This window comes from Acinetobacter sp. NigerLNRRAM0016, from assembly GCF_054112845.1.
Map to the genome: position 1 here is coordinate 135869 of NZ_JBSYVT010000005.1, position 17457 is coordinate 153325.

The window sequence follows — 17457 nt, forward strand, 5'->3', positions numbered from 1 at the left end:
ATGCTGTGCTCCATTGTCAAATTTGATCATTCTTCGCAAATATTTTTTAATTTTATAGCTTACAAAACTTGTTGAAGCGTTTTATTAACTTACTCAATTCTCCTTTTTTTATAATGTGAGTTAAAAAAATCTATAGATTAAATTTATGCACGTTTTTTATCTAAAAATGCATGAATTCGTTCTTGGACACTCACTTCTGAACTTAAATTCGCAATAGCTTCTGCTTCATGTTCAAGATGTGAAGTCCAACTATTTTGATGGCTTGCCCATAATAGTTGTTTAGTCTGCCCCAATGCCGGCAAAGCACTGGTCATCAGTTGATTTACCAAATCTTGTACACGAGTTTCTAATTGATCAGAACTGACAACTTCTGTAATTAGTCCATATTCCAACGCGCTTATGGCAGACAGGGTCTGATTCAACAACAGGATTTCCTGAGCTTTTCTCATTCCAACCAATTTGGGTAATTGCCAAGTTAAACCTGCATCTGGACTTAAGCCAATTGCACTATAAGCGGGGGTAAATTTTGCTTTTTCATCGACAATTACCAAATCACCAATGAGAGATAATCCCATCCCTGCACCAGCAGTAATACCATTGACCATAACCACCAATGGTTTACTCATACGCATTAAACTTGACATTGCCAAATGTAAAGTGCTGGCCAATTCATTAATCAATATTGAAGTATTTTTATCAGCTTGTGCAAAATCAGCAACATCACCACCCACACAGAAAAAGCGCCCAGTACCCGTTAATATCACACAGCGAATTTCTGGATCATGGTGACATCGCATGGCTGCTTGTAATAACTGGTTTGCTAAAGCTAAATTAATCGCATTGCCCTGTTCAGGGCGATTTAGACGCAAATAAGCAACTCCTTGCTTTGTCTCAAAATCAAGCTCTCTATTCATTTTATTATCCTAATATTGTTGGAATTTTAAGATTTTGGATACCTTTTCTTCATTGGATGAATAAGCTATCAATTATTATAATTTTAGTTGTAGACCATAAAGCCTATATTTCCTTATGGTCTGATGAGGTTTAACCCAATTTATTTACAATACGTAAAGGCAATACTTTCATGGCCAAGCCCATTGGCAACCACGGCCACTTTGGCACATAAGCTTTGACTGGAGCTTTCTCAATCGCTTCTGCAAGTAAGTGCGAACCTGTTTTTTCATCGACTTCAAATGGCAGTTTTTTCGCGCCCTCGTTCAATTCAGTCCGAATATAACCAGGGAAAATGGTCGAAACTTTAATTGGCGTATCAATTAGTTCGGCACGAATCCCTTCTGCCAAGTGAGCAACAGCAGCTTTACTGGCGGCATAAGTTGAAAGATGTTTTGGTAATCCGCGCATGGCACTCATGGAAGAAATCACCACCAAATGCCCTGAGTTTTGTGCTCGGAAAATTTCTACGGCCGCTTCGCATTGTGCTAAGGCTGAAATAAAATTGGTTTCGGCAGTTGCACGGTTAATTTCAAAATTACCTTTACCAATACGACGACCTTGTCCGACACCTGCATTCACAATGATACGATCCAGTTTGCCAAAGTCATGTTGGAATGCCTTAAACACTTCAAACACTTGATCGTAATTGGTGACATCTAAAGTTTTCGCAATGACTTGAATCCCGTATTGACTTTCAAGCTCTTGTTTAAGTGCCTCTAAACGCTCCATACGACGTGCACAAATGGCAAGGTTATAGCCTTTTTGAGCAAATTCACGCGCCATACCCGCGCCCAAACCTGAGCTTGCCCCTGTAATTAAAATGGTTTTTGCCATGGGTCAAATCCTTGTTATATCCATGTTAAAAGTTCTGAGTCATCGGCTTTAATAAAATGATGCTCATTTAAACTGAGTAATTGTGGTTCATTGCCGACTAAACGTAAGGTGGTCATGCTGGTGTTGGTGATTGCCCAGTTCAATGCAAAAGTCCGATTTGGGTTTAGTTCCAGAATTTTTCCTGCCGCGACAGAAATCACGCCACCTGAAGTAAATACCACCGCATAACGAGGTTTGGTCTGTGCAAGTTCATCACATAAATCTTGCAATGCGGTTTCAACACGCGCTTTGAATATTGGCCATGACTCTTCATATTCATGGTGATATTCACCGCCTGTCCAACGTTCAATTGCACCTTCAAAAATTTTTGCCAAATACGCACGCGGATTTACATGTTGCGCGACATCAGATTTTAATAAATGTGGCTCTTTGAATCTGGGTTCGTATTGCGCAAACACTTGCTGGTGGTTGAACTCGTTCCACTGCGAATCTGTGACCACTGGACTATGCGGAAAGCATTCTGCTAGAGCCAGTTGCGCCGTTTGCTGATGACGATGCATGGAACCTGCCACCACATAAGGAGATTCTTTTAAAATATGCTTGAAATATTGACCCAGTCGTTGCGCTTGTAATTCACCTTTATCCGAAAGTTTGTCATAACTCTCGGCACCAAAAGACGCTTGCCCATGACGAATCAAATAAATGGTGGTCATTTTTCTAAAATTTCCTTAAATTTTTCCATATATTTATGTGCAATTTCATTGGCTTCCAGCTTTTGAATGCCAATCAGTTTTAAAGCGCGAATATGCAAGGCATGAATAATGACCCAAAAATCCTTAAAGGCAGGATTGTTGGTTTGTTTATGGAAATAGCGATAGTAAATTTGCTGCGCGATCACTGCTAAACGGAAAATTCCGAATACTTCATAAAAGGTCCAGTTCTCAGGCTGTAAGCCTGTTTTTTCTAAGTAATAGTCCACCACTTCTTTTCGGGTAAACATACCTTTCATGTTGGTGGGTTGACGTCGCGTGGCTTTAAAGATTTTACTGTCGGTTTCTTCGACCCAATACGCCAACGCAGAACCCAAATCCATCAGTGGATCACCTAGGGTTGCCATTTCCCAATCCAAAACTCCAATCACTTGTGTTGGATCTTCAGGATCTAAAATGACATTATCAAAACGCCAATCGTTATGAATCAAACAGGTTGCCGAATCTTTTGAGATATTTTCCATAAGCCATTTACGCACAAATTTGAAGGTCGGCACATTGAGTGTATGTGCTTTTTCAAAACGCTGATCCCAGCCTTCCACCTGTCTGCGGCAATAACCCTCACCTTTACCCAGTTTTTCCAGTTCTGTGCCTTGAAATGGGACTTGGTGCAATTCAATCAGCTTATCAATCACATTGACACATAACTGATGCACTTGTGCTTCTGTAAAATGTAATTCTGGTGGAAGTTTCGCACGAGGAATAATCCCTGCAATGCGTTTCATGACATAGAAGTCACAGCCCAAGACTGACTCATCCTGACAAAGACCAATCATCTCAGGTAATACAGGATAAAAAGGTGCTAAATTTTTCTGCACCGTATATTCACGCACCATATCATGTGCAGATTTTGCCTTAGTACCTTTCGGTGGACGACGCAGAATCAGATCCGTGTTATCATATTTGAGTCGATATGTCCAATTTGAAGCCCCACCCGAATATTGTGTGATTTCAACTTGTCCCTCTAACACGACGCCTTGTGACTTGAGCCATTCTTCTACAGCTTGTACATCCAGCTCTTCGCCTTCTCGTACACTGCCACCAACATCAATTACCGACATACTTGTTATCCCTGATTTTTAGAATATGAATGCTTTACTTACTTTTACCACAGCTTTATTTCTTACGCGCGCCATATCCACGTTTTTTCAGTTCAAGTTTAGCAATCATGCCTTTATGCACTTCATCTGGACCATCTGCCAATCGCAAACTACGCGCTTGAGCAAAGAACCCAGTTAATGGCGTATCACGAGAAACACCCGCACCACCATGAATTTGAATTGCCATATCCACCACTTTTTCCAACACACTTGGCGCAACCACTTTAATGGCAGAAATTTCGGTTAATGCTGCCATATTGCCCAAAGTATCCATTTTATAAGCAGCATATAAAGTCAATAAACGTGCCTGATCGATGGCAACGCGAGCTTCTGCAACACGTTCCAAGTTACCGCCCAATTTCAGAATTTCTTTTCCAAAAGCTGTTCGGCTCATCCCACGGTCAATCATCAGTTCCAGTGATTTTTCCGCAGCACCGATACAACGCATACAATGGTGAATACGCCCAGGCCCTAAACGCCCTTGTGCAATCTCGAAGCCTTGACCTGCACCACCAATAAAATTGGACACTGGTACTCGCACATTATTAAAGCTGATTTCGCCGTGACCATGTGGAGCATCATAATCGCCAAAGACGGGTAACATTCTTTCAATGGTTACACCTTCAGCATCGATTGGAACCAGTACCATCGAATGTTGATGATGACGATCTTTGGTTTCATCTGGTGTATGTGCCATAAAGATAATGATTTTGGCGTTAGGATCACCTAAACCTGATGACCACCATTTACGTCCATTCAAGACAATTTCATCACCCTCGACTACAGCAGTTGCCTGCATGTTGGTTGCATCGCTTGATGCCACCGCAGGTTCAGTCATACAAAAGACCGAGCGGATTTTTCCTTCTAATAGTGGAGTTAACCATTGTTGTTTTTGTTGTTCACTCCCGTAACGCCAAAGTACTTCCATGTTGCCACTGTCTGGCGCATTACAGTTAAATACAGTTGGTGCAATTAAGCTACGACCAGTTAACTCAGCAATATGCGCATATTCTTGAACTGAAAGCCCTGCACCCAATACTGGATCGGGCAAGAACATATTCCATAAACCCGCAGCTTGAGCTTTTGCTTTTAATTGTTCTAATTGTGCTGGCCATTGCCATTGAGTCCAATCTCCATTGGGATTTAAGAGATGCACTTCATTCCAAAATTCAGTTTCTATTGGCTCAATTTCATTTTTAATAAATACTTTGGTGCGTTCTATATAGTCTTTGGCGAGTGCTGAGAGTTCAAACATAGGTTCATCCTGTGAATTTTGTATATTTTCGCTTTACAGTACATTAGCTTGAAAATTATTATGAATGAAATGATATTATTTAATCCTTAACTATGAAAAATATTCATAATAAAGCAGAAATGGATTTAGCAACCTTCTATCGAATTGATATCAATCTCTATCCATTGTTTATTGCTATTTTTGAGCTGAAAAGTATTTCTAAAGCTGCGCACATGCTTAGCATCACACAATCTGCTGCGAGTCATGCTTTACAGCGACTTCGCCAGCAATTGCAAGATGATTTGTTTATTCGTGCAGGCAATCAGATGTTGCCTACGCCGTTTGCAGAACAAAGTTATCCCACTATAAAAACAGCACTTCAAGCCATCCAATCTATCTCATTGCAAAAACAAAGTTTTGAACCAAGTATGGTCAAAACCCTTAAAATTGCAGTACATGATGAAATTGAACCGATCATTTTCCCTCGAATTTTTCAACACTTCCAACAGCTTAACTTAGACATTCAATTTACGAGTATCAAATTGGATCGTAAAACGGTTGTTGCTGATTTAGCTGCACAACAAATCGATTTTGTGATGGATCTAGAACAAAATTTTGGAGATAAAGTTCAATTTCAAGCACTGGTGCATGACCGTTTTGTGGCATGTACTCAGCAAAAACAGATGAATGAAATACAGTATTTTTCATCTCCCCACATTGGGGTATCATCGCGCCGTACAGGTCTATTACTGGAAGATATGTATTTGCAACGCCAGCAGTTGAATCGCAATATCTTATTGCGCTGTCAGCATTACTCAACTGCTTTGCAAATATTAGAACAAAATGCTCAAGCGATTTTAACTTTGCCAGAAACAATTCTTTCGCACCTGCAAGTCGGTTCAGCTTTAAATATTTTTCCTGTCCCTGCTGATTTACCTAATATGAAAATGGGGATGTTTTGGCATAAAGATTTAAATGAAAATTTAAGGCATATTTTCTTGCGTGAGCAAATCAAGAAAATTTTTGCTTAGGCTATTCATTAAAGTAGATTCAATCATGCTTAGGCTATTTTGACTAAACAAATTTGTTAACTCGAAATAAAAAAGAGGTTTGCAATGCCAACCTCTTTTTTATTGTCTAAGTCAGAATATCGATCAGATAAAAACTCCGCTCATCTATTGATCACATCACTCATCTTTCAAGTAACTGACAAGCTTTTACTGGCAGAAACACGTATTTCGTCTTGAATTAAGAGCCTCGATACGACTTTTCAGCCTTAGTATCGCCCTTCAATTTATTGAAAAACTTTAAAGCGCTCAGTATTTTCAATATATGTTTTTTCTTTGGCTGCTGCTTCGATCGAACCAAACACCAGTTGAGCGCGCAATTTCCAGTTCTTTGGAATGTCCCATTCAGCATGCACTTGTGCGTCCACAATTGGATTGTAATGCTGTAAAGAAGCCCCTAGCCCTTCTGTATGTAAGGCTGTCCATGTTGCAAATTGAGCCATTGCGGTTGAATGCTCAGCCCAAATTGGGAAGTTCTCCGCATATAAAGCAAAACGGTTTTGTAAGTCTTCAACCACACCCATATCTTCAAAAAATAGAATTGTGCCCAACCCTGCTGCGAAACTGTCCATTTTTGTTGCCGTTTTAGCTGCCGCAGCTTCGTCAGTTGCGTAAGCCTGTAATTCTTGTTTAACGAAGTTCCAAAACTTTTCATGTTCAGAGTTGAACAATATTACAGCGCGCGATGACTGCGAATTAAACGAAGATGGGCTTTCTCGAATCGTTCTTTTGACCAGATCTGTCAAATATTCGGTCGTTTGCTCTACATTTTTACCTAATGCATAAATTGTACGGCGTTGCTCAATTAAGTTTAGAAATTCATTTGCCATGTCATAGCTCCTACTGAAGTGGAATGTTCTGCTGGAAAAATACCAATTATCCAGTCATACAATGCTACTTAGTATTATGCAAAATCAATTCCAACTTAATTATAAAAGTTAATAAGATTCATATCTATATTTTTTATATTTGGTAAAAAATAGCTTTAATAGTCACTTATACACTACTGAGCATAAGCCTAAATTTTATGAAGCAATCAATCATTCAGATCAAAAAAAACCATTTAGTTTCATAGACCAAATGGTTTCTTGTTTTAAATCAGAAGCTTTTCAAACAAAACTTAAGATAAGTTGGCTTGCAGCACATTATTTGGAAGATGTGCTTTCCAGATTTCTCTTAATGTTGGTAAGTAGAACTTTTCGCCCAGTTCAACCAATTCAGCATCAATCAATGCATGAATTTCGTGCATAAATAAATAATCAAGCTCAACTGTTTTAAGTTTTGCATGCTTTTGAACCTCAGCTTTGCGCTTTTGTTGTGCGCGCTTAACCAGCTCATCTGCAAATTTCTTGTCTTTAAATTTCGCCAAGGCTGTTAAACGTAGTTCAATCACACCCCAACCACTTAAAAGCAATTTAAACAGTTCAAAATCTTCAGTGTTTGACTCCCATGTCATTTCCTCTAAATTTTCATTTTCAGGCAATACTGGAAGTAACAGCTCCATCACACTTGGAAAAATCTTTTTAAAATTTAGAATAAATTTAACAGGATGCTCACCTGGGTAATCCTTAAATTGAATACGTTTCTGAACATCTGTCAAATATATGTCTAGCATAGGTCATCATCAGCGGTAAAAATCTAAGGCATATTGTACGCACTTATGCAGCAGATAAAAACCGCTGATCTTGTTTCGTTTTGCAGAAGCTTATTTAACGTTCGGGGAAACCATATTTTCTGGTCGAACCACAGCATCAAATTGTTCTTCTGTCACCAATTGCAGCTCAACTGCCACCTGTTTAAGGGTTTTGCCTTCCTTATAAGCAGTTTTAGCCACTTTCGCAGCATTCTCATAACCAATCACAGGATTCAATGCTGTAACTAACATTAACGAGTTATGCAGGAAGTAATCAATTTTCTCGCGATTCGGCTCAATACCGACTGCACAATGCTCATTAAAGCTATTACATGCATCACCCAATAATTGAATAGACTGCAATAAGTTATACGCAATCACAGGCATAAACACGTTCAACTCAAAATTACCTGAAGCACCCGCAACATTAATGGTCGTGTCATTACCTAATACCTGCGCCACCACCATGGTCATGGCTTCACTTTGGGTTGGATTCACCTTGCCCGGCATAATGCTCGAACCAGGTTCATTTTCAGGAATACGAATTTCACCAAAACCACAACGTGGACCACTCGCCAACCAACGAATATCATTGGCAATTTTATTTAAGCTTGCCGCCAGTGTTTTCAATGCACCTGAAGCAAATACTGCAGCATCACGACCTGCCAATGCCTCAAATTTATTTGGTGCTGTGACAAAAGGCAATCCAGTCAACTGAGATAGTTGCTCGGCAGCTTTTACCGCATAATCAGGATGAGCATTTAAACCCGTACCGACTGCAGTACCACCGAGTGGAAGCTCATAAAGCCCAGACAACGCTTGATGTAAGCGTTTTAAGCCATGATCTAACTGCGAAACATAGCCACTAAACTCTTGCCCCAACGTCAACGGCGTTGCATCTTGCAAATGTGTACGCCCAATTTTCACAATATCATGAAATTCTTGTGCTTTTGCATCTAAGGTATTACGCAATTGCGTAACTGATGGAATCAGTAACTCATTGATTTGTAGACTGGCTGCCACATGAATGGCTGTCGGAAAGGAATCATTGGTCGATTGTGCACGGTTAACGTGGTCATTCGGATGTACAGGTTTTTGTGCCCCTAAAGGATTACCCAATTTCTGATTGGCAATGTTGGCAATCACCTCATTACAGTTCATGTTACTTTGCGTGCCTGAGCCCGTTTGCCACACCACTAATGGGAACTGGCTATCCCACTGCCCTTGAATCACTTCTTCTGCGGCATTGACAATATAGTGAGCTAATTCTTGAGGGATTTGATTCAAATCTGCATTGGTGAGTGCGGCTGCTTTTTTCACTAGCCCCATGGCACGGATCATAGGACGAGGTAAACGTTCTCCACCGATTTTGAAATTTTGCAAACTACGCTGCGTTTGTGCCCCCCACATGGCTTCTGCAGGAACTTCAACTTCACCCATGGTGTCATGTTCAATACGTGTATGCATGTCTACCTCTTTCTTTATCTGTCTATAATCTTGTACTTATTCAAGTATTGAATAATCTTTTTATTCTATTTCATTCTGATGCACGAGTAAACGATAACAATTATCGTTTACTCATTTTATGGTTAGATTATGCTCTTAATGTTTGTTGATAGAATCGCCACTCATCTTCTAACATTTGGGTCAGACTACGTTTGGCTTTCCATCCCAACAACTGTTCTGCTTTTTCAGCATTGGCACCCACCTGATCAAGCTCTTGAGCGATGAAATAATCAGTATCTACCGTCTTGATTTCCGTTCCTGTGACTTTAGAAATCTGCTGTAATAAGCTTTGAATCGAATACGCTTCACCTGCAATATTAAACGCTTCACAGGTGTGTTGTTGAGTATATAACCACTTCAAAGCGGAAATTACGGCATCACAACTGTCGAGCACATGAACAAAACTGCGTTCTACCGTACCATCTGTCGTTTGTGCTTTCTTGTGCAGATCAATATATTCACGCTGTCTTGCGGCAACTTGCATTGCCAGTGGCACAATATTTTTTGGTAATGGCTGAACAAATTCGCCCAAAACCCCATGCTCAAAAGCACCAACTACGTTACCTAACCTTAGAATGGCAATATTCCATTCTTCATCGGTTTTAAAGGTGTCGCGTATAATTTCCTCAATCATTTGTTGAGACTTGATATACGGGTTCGGATAAGCATAGTTAAATGGCATATCTTCGCTCAGTTCTAAGCTGGACTCACCATATACCGCCAAACTCGACAAATGCACAAAATGTCGCACACCCGTTCGTTGCATCGCGCGCAATAAACTCATGATGCAGCTAACATTGTCGTTGTAATACTCAAGTGGCTTTAACACAGACTCTTGCAAAGATTTGAACCCAGCCGCATGTACTACAGCATTCACTGTGTATTGCTCGAAGACCTTATTCAAAGCAGGCGTGTTACGGATATCCAGCTTGGCAAATGGCACATACATCCCAGAGATGTATTCCAAACGTTCTAAGGTCTGTAGATTGGCATTGGACAAATTATCTACAATAATGACTTCTTGCCCCTGAGCCATTAAGCTAAGAGCGACATGAGAGCCTATAAAGCCTAATCCACCAGTTACTAAAATCATTGTATACTACCTTTTTCTTATGAAGTCTGGACGTTCCAAGTTTCGATTGGTACAGCCTTTAAGTGAATTCCATGAGTACATTACTGTTAATTACCTCTGCTCCTACTTCCATTCATGCTTGGCATGCACTCGGGCTTGCACAAGCGTTACATACACAACAGAAAGCTTTTCGGGTTTTCTTTTATCAAGATGGAGTTACGGTAGCCAACGCCCTGCAATGGGTGCCTGATGACCAACGTAATCTCACGACTGAGTGGCAGAAGCTCGATATTCGCCTACCTGTTTGTGTAAGTGCAGCCTTGGCAAGGGGTATCACAGATGAAGAAAATGCAAAAAGACACAAGATTGACCAACATAACTTAGCGAATGGCTTTGAATTGGTCGGTTTGGGTGAACTTGCCGATGCCGTACAATCCACTGAACGTCTAATTCAATTTTAAGTGGTTATTTTTGGCGAATTTGTTGCATTTAAAAGGTAAATTGTGTGAAAACTGTACTCGTGATATTAACCCAAGCCAACCTTACCAGCTTACAAGTGCATGAAAGCCTTGCTGCGACAATGGTTTTAGCGACATTCGGGTGTGAAGTCAAGGTTTTACTTGTGAATGCTGCGCTCAGTTTATTGCAGGCAGAGCAACAGTTTGACGCGGTTAAGCATGCGTTCAAACTGGCTTCGAATATGGTCGATAGCTTTGAATTTTACGACTTAACCCCAGTTTTAGTGGAAAGTGTGAATCAAGACCATCCTTTTGTGGTTCAAGCCCAACAAGAAATCGAATTTATCGAGCTAAATGCCGAGTTTTTACAAGCCTTCGATCACGTTTTATATTGGTAACGGATGAATATTTTTTATGCTGACAGCTACACTTTATTTGATTCAATCAGATTATTCATCCGCAGAGGCTAAACTCACTCAATTACAATCTATGTTACATAGCGGTGATTGTGTGGTGCTTATGGGTGATGCAGTACTTCATGCTCATCATGTGGCCTTAACATCGCTTGAACAACTCTATGTGCTGGATACAGACGCCGCTTTATTAAGTAGTTCGAAGCCAGCACAATTGAACGTGATTTCTTATTCTCAATTTGCCGACATCTGCTTGGCACATACACGCTGTATGACCATTAAATAATAGGTTTGAAAAGACAATGATGAATCTAGAACTCGATCAAGATGGTCACTTGGTCGATTACACTATTTGGACGCCTGAAGTGGCTCAAGAACTTGCCAATAGTCTTGAGCTTGAATTAACCGACTGGCATCTTACTGTATTACAGGCAGTACGCCAGTTTTATCAGCAGTTTGGACATTCACCTGCAACACGCCCACTGATTAAGTTTTTAATGAAAAGCGTGAGTCCTGAAATTAACAATGCCATGCTGCAAGAGAAATTTAATACAGGTCTGGTTGCTCGACACTTAAGCCGACTGGCTGGCGTTCCTAAACCAGCCAATTGCCTATAAGAACGAAGGCTTAAGCCTGTTGTATCTGTGCAGCAGGTTGAGCTTCGGCATGAAATGGATGCTGCCGAAACAAAGGTTTGACCTGGCGCGCATGCAGAGGTTCTCCGCACTCCGAACACACGGTAATTGCAGTAAAAACCTTACCGCATTGCTTATGCATCAACTGCATGGGTTTACCCGTACCATCATCCATCCACTTGTCTGCCCACGTCACCATGCTCATTAACACAGGATAAAGCTCTAAACCCTTCTCGGTTAGGCAATATTCAAAGCGTTGCTGACGCTCGATATACGGTCTTTTTTCTAAAATTTCATGTTCGACCAGACGTTTCAAACGATCGGCCAAAACATGTCGGGTCACACCCAATTGCTGTTGAAAGTCATCAAAACGGCGCATTCCCATAAATGCATTACGCAATACCAGTAAAGTCCAACGGTCCCCGACTATCGATAAAGCGCGTGCGATTGAACATGGCTGCTCGCCTATCTCATCCCATTTCATATGCATCGTCATTCAAGCTATCCTTTCCTCAAATTATCGGATTGCTTTGCTTTTGACAACATCTCCCTACCATCTTCAGTCGGAGAAACCAATCAGGCATAAAAAAAGCCATGTTTTCACATGGCTATTAAGGAGTAACACAGCAACTCGGGAAGAAGTTGACTGATTAAATGGATCTTCACCCGTTTAACGCTGCTATTGTGATGGCTTTCAACTTATCATTTCCCGTCATTTTTATGTCATTTCCAGTCAACTGAAGTCATTCACTTAAACTTCATCACCTTCTTTCCATACATCTTCGTATTCTTCACGATCAATCATAAAACGGTAGCCATGCTCCAACGCCAAGTATGGCAGGACTTCTGGCAAAAGTTTATCCAGTTCTTTAACAGATACGGTTTGGAAGAAATCTTCACTGTCGTCATGCTCACCGGCATAAATAAACCAAGTAACCTCTTCCCCTGCTTCTGGCTTGTTACGGATGCCCACAATCGGTTCTTGATTTAAAGACGCGACCGCAACGGCAATCACATCATTTTCATGTACTGCAATATACTTTGAGCCATATTCTTCACATACCAGTTTTTGTTCAGTGATTAAATCCATATCCATAGTGGATACCAAATGTAATGATTGATGTTCCGCAGTTTAGAACCAAGTGCCATTTGTCTCAAGTCATCCCTACACAAAATATACTGTCGCAGCTTGTATTTTTCTGCTAATCTTGATTATGTAACTTTATCAAGGTGAATTATGAGCGAATCAAACAAAGCCTCTCATGGTGGCAAACGTGCGAATGCAGGACGTAAATCTCAGTACACTGAAAAAACGGTCGTCATGCGCGTTCCCGAGTCAAAAGTCACTGCGATTAAAGAATGGCTGAAACCTGTACCTGAAGATGACCGTCAAAACAATATTCAACTAAACCCAATTCATTTACAAACTGAATTGGCAATTCCATCTCCACTCGAATCTGTCGCGGCTGGGTTTCCTTCTCCCGCCCAAGACTACATAGAAGATTATATCGACCTCAACAAGTATTTAGTTAAAAACCCAGCCAGCACTTTTGTTTTACGCGTCGATTCTTTATCGATGAAAAATGCAGGGATTGATGCAGGCGACCAGCTTTTGATTGACCGTCGTTTATCTGCAGAACATGGCGATATTGTATTGGCACTCATTAACAACGAATTTACGGTTAAACGCTTTATGCAAGATAAGCATGCAGACAATGGTTTTAAGTTCTGGTTAAAAGCAGAGAACCCTGACTACCCTGACATCTATCCGCGTAGTGACGAAAATGTTGCCATTTGGGGTATCGTCACCTGTATTTTGAAAAAGCTGAAATAAGTGATTGCGATGGACAAGCTTTATCATCAAGAACTGTTTGCCTTGATTGACATCAACAACTGTTATGTCAGTTGTGAACGCGTATTTAACCCAAAATTGAATGATAAACCCGTCGTCGTGCTCAGTAATAACGATGGCTGTGTCATTTCACGCAGCAATGAAGCCAAAGCCCTAAATATTTCCATGGCGGTACCGTGGTATGAAATTGAACGGGATGCTGTGAAAGCGGGTGTTCAAGTTCTTTCAAGTAACTATCCACTTTATGCAGATATGTCACGCCGCTTTTTTGAGATTTTAGGTGAACACTTTAATGACCAAGACCTAGAACCCTACTCTATTGATGAATGCTTCATTCGACTCTCCAGTTATCATCAATTGTTCGATTTAGAGCAATATTGTCGAGAACTGGTACAGAAAATTGCACAATGGCTCGGCTTACCCTGCTGTATTGGAATTGGATATTCCAAAACCCAAGCCAAACTGGCGAATCATTTTGCCAAGAAAAGGCAAAGTTTTAATCAAGTCTGTTTTCTACCCACGTTGGACTTATGCAGCTTGGAAGGACTATTGCTTGAGACGCCTGTAGAGGAGGTTTGGGGCATTGGACGAAAAATTAGTAAAAAATTACAGCATTATGCAATTCACAATTGCTTTGACTTAACTTTTGCCAATGAACATTACCTGAGTAAAGAGTTTTCTGTGCTCATTGCACGCACAATCCGTGAGCTAAAAGGTCAATCCTGTATTGCCTTAGATGACCCTAAACTACCTGCAAAAAACATCCTTTCATCGCGCAGTTTTGCCAAGGCACTGACTCAAAAAGAGATCATAAAACAAGCAATGATTTTTCATGTCAATCGTGCACATAAACGCCTGACCGAACAACAGCAACTCTGCGCCTGTATTCATGTTTCACTCTATGAAAAAGTGCCTAATTCACCACATAAAAAAAGTTACTCGCACGCAATAGGTTTAGAGTATGCCAGTGATGATTTATTGATTTTAAACAAGGTAGCTCAACAGCAAATTGATGTTTTATTTGAAGAAAATAAGAAATATGTGAAAGTTGCTGTCATGCTCTCTGCGCTACATCCGAAAAGCCAGCATATCGATGACTTATGGCAACCCCTCCACTTGATTCAACAACGCGAAGAACTGATGAAAACTTTGTACAAAATGAAACATCGTTATGGTTCCGATTGCATCCAGATTGGTTATCATTCCAGCAGCACGGCATGGAAGATGAAACAGCTACATCGTTCGCCACGTTACACCACATGTTGGAATGAAATGTTGACCATTGATGATTCTCTATTCAGCCAGAAACCTTGCAAATGACGCTTTTTGGTCAATTTGAGCTTTAAAAGAAAATAACTGTTATCTCGTAAATTTTGTCATTTTTTAACATTGCCAATTATCAGCAAAGTTCGCAATATATGACCCAAGTTCTGGTACTTGCTTTCTACAACAATTCAAAGAAAAAAACAAAAGACTTGTAGGAAATTATGCCATAATAAGCAAACTTTGCAGACATCTTGCAAAGCATTATTGCAAACTTAAAATTGGAGCACGCTGAATGAGTTCAACCATTTTGGTCATTCATGGACCGAATTTAAATTTACTAGGCAAGCGAGAACCTGAAGTATATGGCTACCTCACCCTAGAGGATATCAATCAGCAGCTCATCTCTCAAGCGCAAAAAGCATCAACATCTCTCGATACATTCCAAAGTAATTGGGAAGGTGCAATTGTCGACCGAATTCATCAAGCGCAACAAGAAGGCGTACAGTTCATTATCATCAACCCTGCAGCTTTAACACATACTTCCGTTGCAGTGCGTGATGCCCTTCTTGGCGTAGCAATACCCTTTATTGAAGTGCATTTGTCGAATGTTCATGCCCGTGAAGCATTTAGACATCACTCTTATCTTTCCGATAAAGCCGTGGGTGTAATTTGCGGTTTGGGTGCAAAAGGCTATGCCGCTGCACTCGATTATGCCCTCGAAAAAATTCAACCATCTAAGTAATCATAATCAGGAATACTGTCTCATGGATATTCGTAAAATCAAGAAACTCATCGATTTGATGATTGAATCTGACTTACAAGCGATCGAAGTTAAAGAAGGTGATCAATCGATTGCATTGACTCGTCGTAGTCCAGTTGTTGCTGCAGGAATTGCGGCAATGCCAGCTCCATCAGCAGAAATTCCATCTGCACCGAAATCTTCTCCACGTGGTGCTGTTGAAACTTCACCAATGGTTGGTGTGTTCTATGCTGCTCCAAGCCCAGGCGAAGCACCATTCATTAAAGTAGGTCAAACTGTAACTGCTGGTGAAACACTCGGTATCATCGAAGCAATGAAAATCATGAACCCGATTGAGGCTACTCAAAGCGGCGTGATTGAAGAAATTCTTGTGAAAAACGGTGAAGTGATCCAATTCGGTCAACCATTATTCCGCTATCGCGCATAACACCACGGGGACTTACAATGTTGCAAAAAGTTCTAATTGCAAACCGAGGTGAAATCGCTTTACGTATCACCCGTGCTTGCAAAACCTTAGGAATCAAAACCGTTGGTATCTATTCAGATGCCGACAAAGACCTAATGCATTTACGTTTTTGTGATGAAGCGGTCTGCATTGGCCCAGGAGCGAGTAGCGAGAGCTATTTAAATATTCCTGCAATTATTACTGCTGCAGAAATTACAGGTGCAGATGCCATTCACCCTGGTTATGGCTTCTTATCTGAAAATGCTGAGTTTGCTGAAATTGTAGAAACCTCTGGTTTCATCTTTATTGGTCCACGCCCTGAACATATTCGCCTCATGGGGAATAAAGTTTCTGCGATTACGGCGATGCGTAAAGCTGGTGTACCAACAGTTCCTGGTTCTGCAAATGCAGTTACACCGCAAAACGCTCTTGCTGAAGCAAAAGAAATTGGCTTTCCATTGATTGTGAAAGCAGCTTCTGGTGGTGGTGGTCGTGGTATGCGTATCGTAGAACGTGTAGACACCCTACTTGAGTCTGTACAAGCAGCTCAACGTGACGCAGAAATGTGGTTTGGTGATGACACGGTTTATATGGAACGCTTCCTACAAAAACCACGTCACGTAGAAATCCAAGTTTTGGGTGATGGTAATGGTCATGCAATTCACTTGTTCGACCGTGACTGTTCTTTACAACGTCGTCACCAAAAAGTATTGGAAGAAGCGCCAGCACCAAACTTGCCTGAGCAAGCACGTGCAGACATCTTAGAAGCATGTGTGAATGCATGTAAGATGATGCAATACCGTGGTGCAGGTACCTTCGAATTCTTGTTTGAAGATGGTGAGTTCTTCTTTATTGAAATGAACACCCGTGTTCAGGTTGAACACCCTGTAACAGAAATGGTCACGGGCATCGACATTATTGAGCAGCAATTACGTATTGCGGCAGGTCTTGGACTTGAAATTGCTCAGGAAGATGTAGAGTGTAAAGGTCACGCGATGGAATGTCGTATCAATGCAGAAGATCCTTCTACATTTATGCCATCTCCAGGCAAAATCGAGCATTTCTACGCGCCAGGTGGTGCAGGTATTCGCTTAGACTCTCATATCTATCAGGGTTATAGCATTCCGCCTTACTACGACTCAATGATTGCAAAACTCATTGCGCATGGTAAAGATCGTGAGACTTGTATTGCTCGTATGCGTCAAGCTTTAGACGAGATGATCCTGACTGGCATCAAAACCAATATTCCTTTGCATAAAGATTTGATCTTACAAGACAAAAACTTCTGCAAACATGCGATGGACATTCACTATCTTGAAAAGCATTTGTTGAAGCAACTTGAAGGTCAAGCGGAAAAAGCGGCATCTTAAGTGATCGCCTCTTATTCCAAGAAAAAGCCAGTCAATTGACTGGCTTTTTTATTCGCTGTTTAGATGATCAGATGAATTCGTTTATCCG

Annotated in this window: 21 protein-coding genes; 10 read left to right on the forward strand and 11 right to left on the reverse strand. The window is 40.8% G+C overall.

Annotated features, from left to right (window positions below):
• Nucleotides 1-143 precede the first annotated feature (143 nt).
• The 5 genes from ACWQ4X_RS05565 to ACWQ4X_RS05585 all read right to left on the reverse strand — a co-directional run bounded on the left by ACWQ4X_RS05565 (nt 144) and on the right by ACWQ4X_RS05585 (nt 4913).
• On the reverse strand, nt 144-914 hold the full coding sequence (locus ACWQ4X_RS05565) for an enoyl-CoA hydratase/isomerase family protein (RefSeq protein ID WP_457903004.1): 771 nt from the start codon (nt 912-914) through the stop codon (nt 144-146).
• 130 nt (nt 915-1044) lie between these two features.
• Entirely contained in the window at nt 1045-1788 is a 744-nt protein-coding gene (locus ACWQ4X_RS05570; RefSeq protein WP_142768698.1) for an SDR family oxidoreductase, read from the reverse strand.
• A gap of 14 nt (nt 1789-1802) precedes the next feature.
• Nucleotides 1803-2501: a histidine phosphatase family protein gene (locus tag ACWQ4X_RS05575; RefSeq protein ID WP_161933885.1), complete on the reverse strand. Its 699-nt coding sequence runs from the start codon at nt 2499-2501 to the stop codon at nt 1803-1805.
• On the reverse strand, nt 2498-3619 hold the full coding sequence (locus ACWQ4X_RS05580; RefSeq protein ID WP_457903005.1) for a phosphotransferase family protein: 1122 nt from the start codon (nt 3617-3619) through the stop codon (nt 2498-2500). The genes ACWQ4X_RS05575 and ACWQ4X_RS05580 overlap by 4 nt, the downstream gene beginning before the upstream one ends.
• Nucleotides 3620-3674: 55 nt before the next feature.
• Nucleotides 3675-4913, reverse strand: coding sequence for an acyl-CoA dehydrogenase family protein (locus ACWQ4X_RS05585; protein WP_457903006.1), 1239 nt, complete (start codon nt 4911-4913; stop codon nt 3675-3677).
• Between the two features lie 92 nt (nt 4914-5005).
• On the opposite strand from ACWQ4X_RS05585, the gene ACWQ4X_RS05590 reads away from it, so the two are divergent.
• A complete protein-coding gene (locus ACWQ4X_RS05590) occupies nt 5006-5923 on the forward strand; it encodes a LysR family transcriptional regulator (protein ID WP_457903007.1) in 918 nt (305 codons plus the stop codon).
• 263 nt (nt 5924-6186) lie between these two features.
• Here the strand turns inward: ACWQ4X_RS05590 and ACWQ4X_RS05595 are convergent, their stop codons facing one another.
• The 4 genes from ACWQ4X_RS05595 to galE all read right to left on the reverse strand — a co-directional run bounded on the left by ACWQ4X_RS05595 (nt 6187) and on the right by galE (nt 10191).
• Nucleotides 6187-6789, reverse strand: a complete 603-nt coding sequence (locus tag ACWQ4X_RS05595; RefSeq protein ID WP_457903008.1) for a nitroreductase family protein — start codon at nt 6787-6789, stop codon at nt 6187-6189.
• Nucleotides 6790-7079: 290 nt separating this feature from the next.
• Nucleotides 7080-7574, reverse strand: a complete 495-nt coding sequence (locus tag ACWQ4X_RS05600; protein WP_457903009.1) for a hypothetical protein — start codon at nt 7572-7574, stop codon at nt 7080-7082.
• A 90-nt stretch (nt 7575-7664) separates the two neighbouring features.
• The gene (fumC, locus tag ACWQ4X_RS05605; protein ID WP_457903010.1) at nt 7665-9059 is read right to left on the reverse strand and encodes a class II fumarate hydratase; all 1395 of its coding nucleotides are present in this window, start codon (nt 9057-9059) and stop codon (nt 7665-7667) included.
• A gap of 127 nt (nt 9060-9186) precedes the next feature.
• Nucleotides 9187-10191, reverse strand: coding sequence for a UDP-glucose 4-epimerase GalE (gene galE, locus ACWQ4X_RS05610; protein ID WP_457903011.1), 1005 nt, complete (start codon nt 10189-10191; stop codon nt 9187-9189).
• Nucleotides 10192-10262: 71 nt separating this feature from the next.
• Between galE and tusD the strand changes: the two genes are divergently transcribed.
• From tusD to ACWQ4X_RS05630, 4 genes are read left to right on the forward strand one after another with little or no spacing between them, the layout of a single operon-like run.
• A complete protein-coding gene (gene tusD / locus ACWQ4X_RS05615) occupies nt 10263-10631 on the forward strand; it encodes a sulfurtransferase complex subunit TusD (protein ID WP_457903012.1) in 369 nt (122 codons plus the stop codon).
• Between the two features lie 44 nt (nt 10632-10675).
• The gene (locus ACWQ4X_RS05620) at nt 10676-11026 is read left to right on the forward strand and encodes a hypothetical protein (protein WP_457903013.1); all 351 of its coding nucleotides are present in this window, start codon (nt 10676-10678) and stop codon (nt 11024-11026) included.
• Between the two features lie 16 nt (nt 11027-11042).
• Nucleotides 11043-11327 (forward strand): DsrH/TusB family sulfur metabolism protein, encoded by a 285-nt coding sequence (locus ACWQ4X_RS05625; RefSeq protein WP_374530963.1) that lies wholly within the window; start codon nt 11043-11045, stop codon nt 11325-11327.
• A 19-nt stretch (nt 11328-11346) separates the two neighbouring features.
• Nucleotides 11347-11658, forward strand: a complete 312-nt coding sequence (locus ACWQ4X_RS05630; RefSeq protein ID WP_161933913.1) for a TusE/DsrC/DsvC family sulfur relay protein — start codon at nt 11347-11349, stop codon at nt 11656-11658.
• A 10-nt stretch (nt 11659-11668) separates the two neighbouring features.
• Here the strand turns inward: ACWQ4X_RS05630 and ACWQ4X_RS05635 are convergent, their stop codons facing one another.
• Together ACWQ4X_RS05635 and ACWQ4X_RS05640 are read right to left on the reverse strand one after the other, a co-directional pair.
• Entirely contained in the window at nt 11669-12160 is a 492-nt protein-coding gene (locus ACWQ4X_RS05635; protein WP_100240898.1) for a winged helix-turn-helix transcriptional regulator, read from the reverse strand.
• Between the two features lie 267 nt (nt 12161-12427).
• Complete coding sequence (locus ACWQ4X_RS05640; RefSeq protein ID WP_100240875.1) at nt 12428-12772, reverse strand: immunity protein Imm33 domain-containing protein; 345 nt, start codon at nt 12770-12772, stop codon at nt 12428-12430.
• 141 nt (nt 12773-12913) lie between these two features.
• On the opposite strand from ACWQ4X_RS05640, the gene ACWQ4X_RS05645 reads away from it, so the two are divergent.
• From ACWQ4X_RS05645 to accC, 5 genes are all read left to right on the forward strand, one after another.
• On the forward strand, nt 12914-13510 hold the full coding sequence (locus tag ACWQ4X_RS05645) for a LexA family protein (RefSeq protein WP_457903014.1): 597 nt from the start codon (nt 12914-12916) through the stop codon (nt 13508-13510).
• Between the two features lie 9 nt (nt 13511-13519).
• Complete coding sequence (locus ACWQ4X_RS05650) at nt 13520-14848, forward strand: Y-family DNA polymerase (protein WP_457903015.1); 1329 nt, start codon at nt 13520-13522, stop codon at nt 14846-14848.
• A gap of 238 nt (nt 14849-15086) precedes the next feature.
• A complete protein-coding gene (aroQ, locus tag ACWQ4X_RS05655) occupies nt 15087-15536 on the forward strand; it encodes a type II 3-dehydroquinate dehydratase (RefSeq protein ID WP_100240877.1) in 450 nt (149 codons plus the stop codon).
• A 22-nt stretch (nt 15537-15558) separates the two neighbouring features.
• A complete protein-coding gene (accB, locus tag ACWQ4X_RS05660; RefSeq protein WP_016167895.1) occupies nt 15559-15981 on the forward strand; it encodes an acetyl-CoA carboxylase biotin carboxyl carrier protein in 423 nt (140 codons plus the stop codon).
• A 17-nt stretch (nt 15982-15998) separates the two neighbouring features.
• Nucleotides 15999-17369 carry an acetyl-CoA carboxylase biotin carboxylase subunit gene (gene accC / locus ACWQ4X_RS05665; RefSeq protein ID WP_100240878.1) on the forward strand — a complete coding sequence of 457 codons (1371 nt, stop codon included), beginning with the start codon at nt 15999-16001 and terminating at the stop codon, nt 17367-17369.
• The last annotated feature ends 88 nt before the right edge of the window (nt 17370-17457 follow it).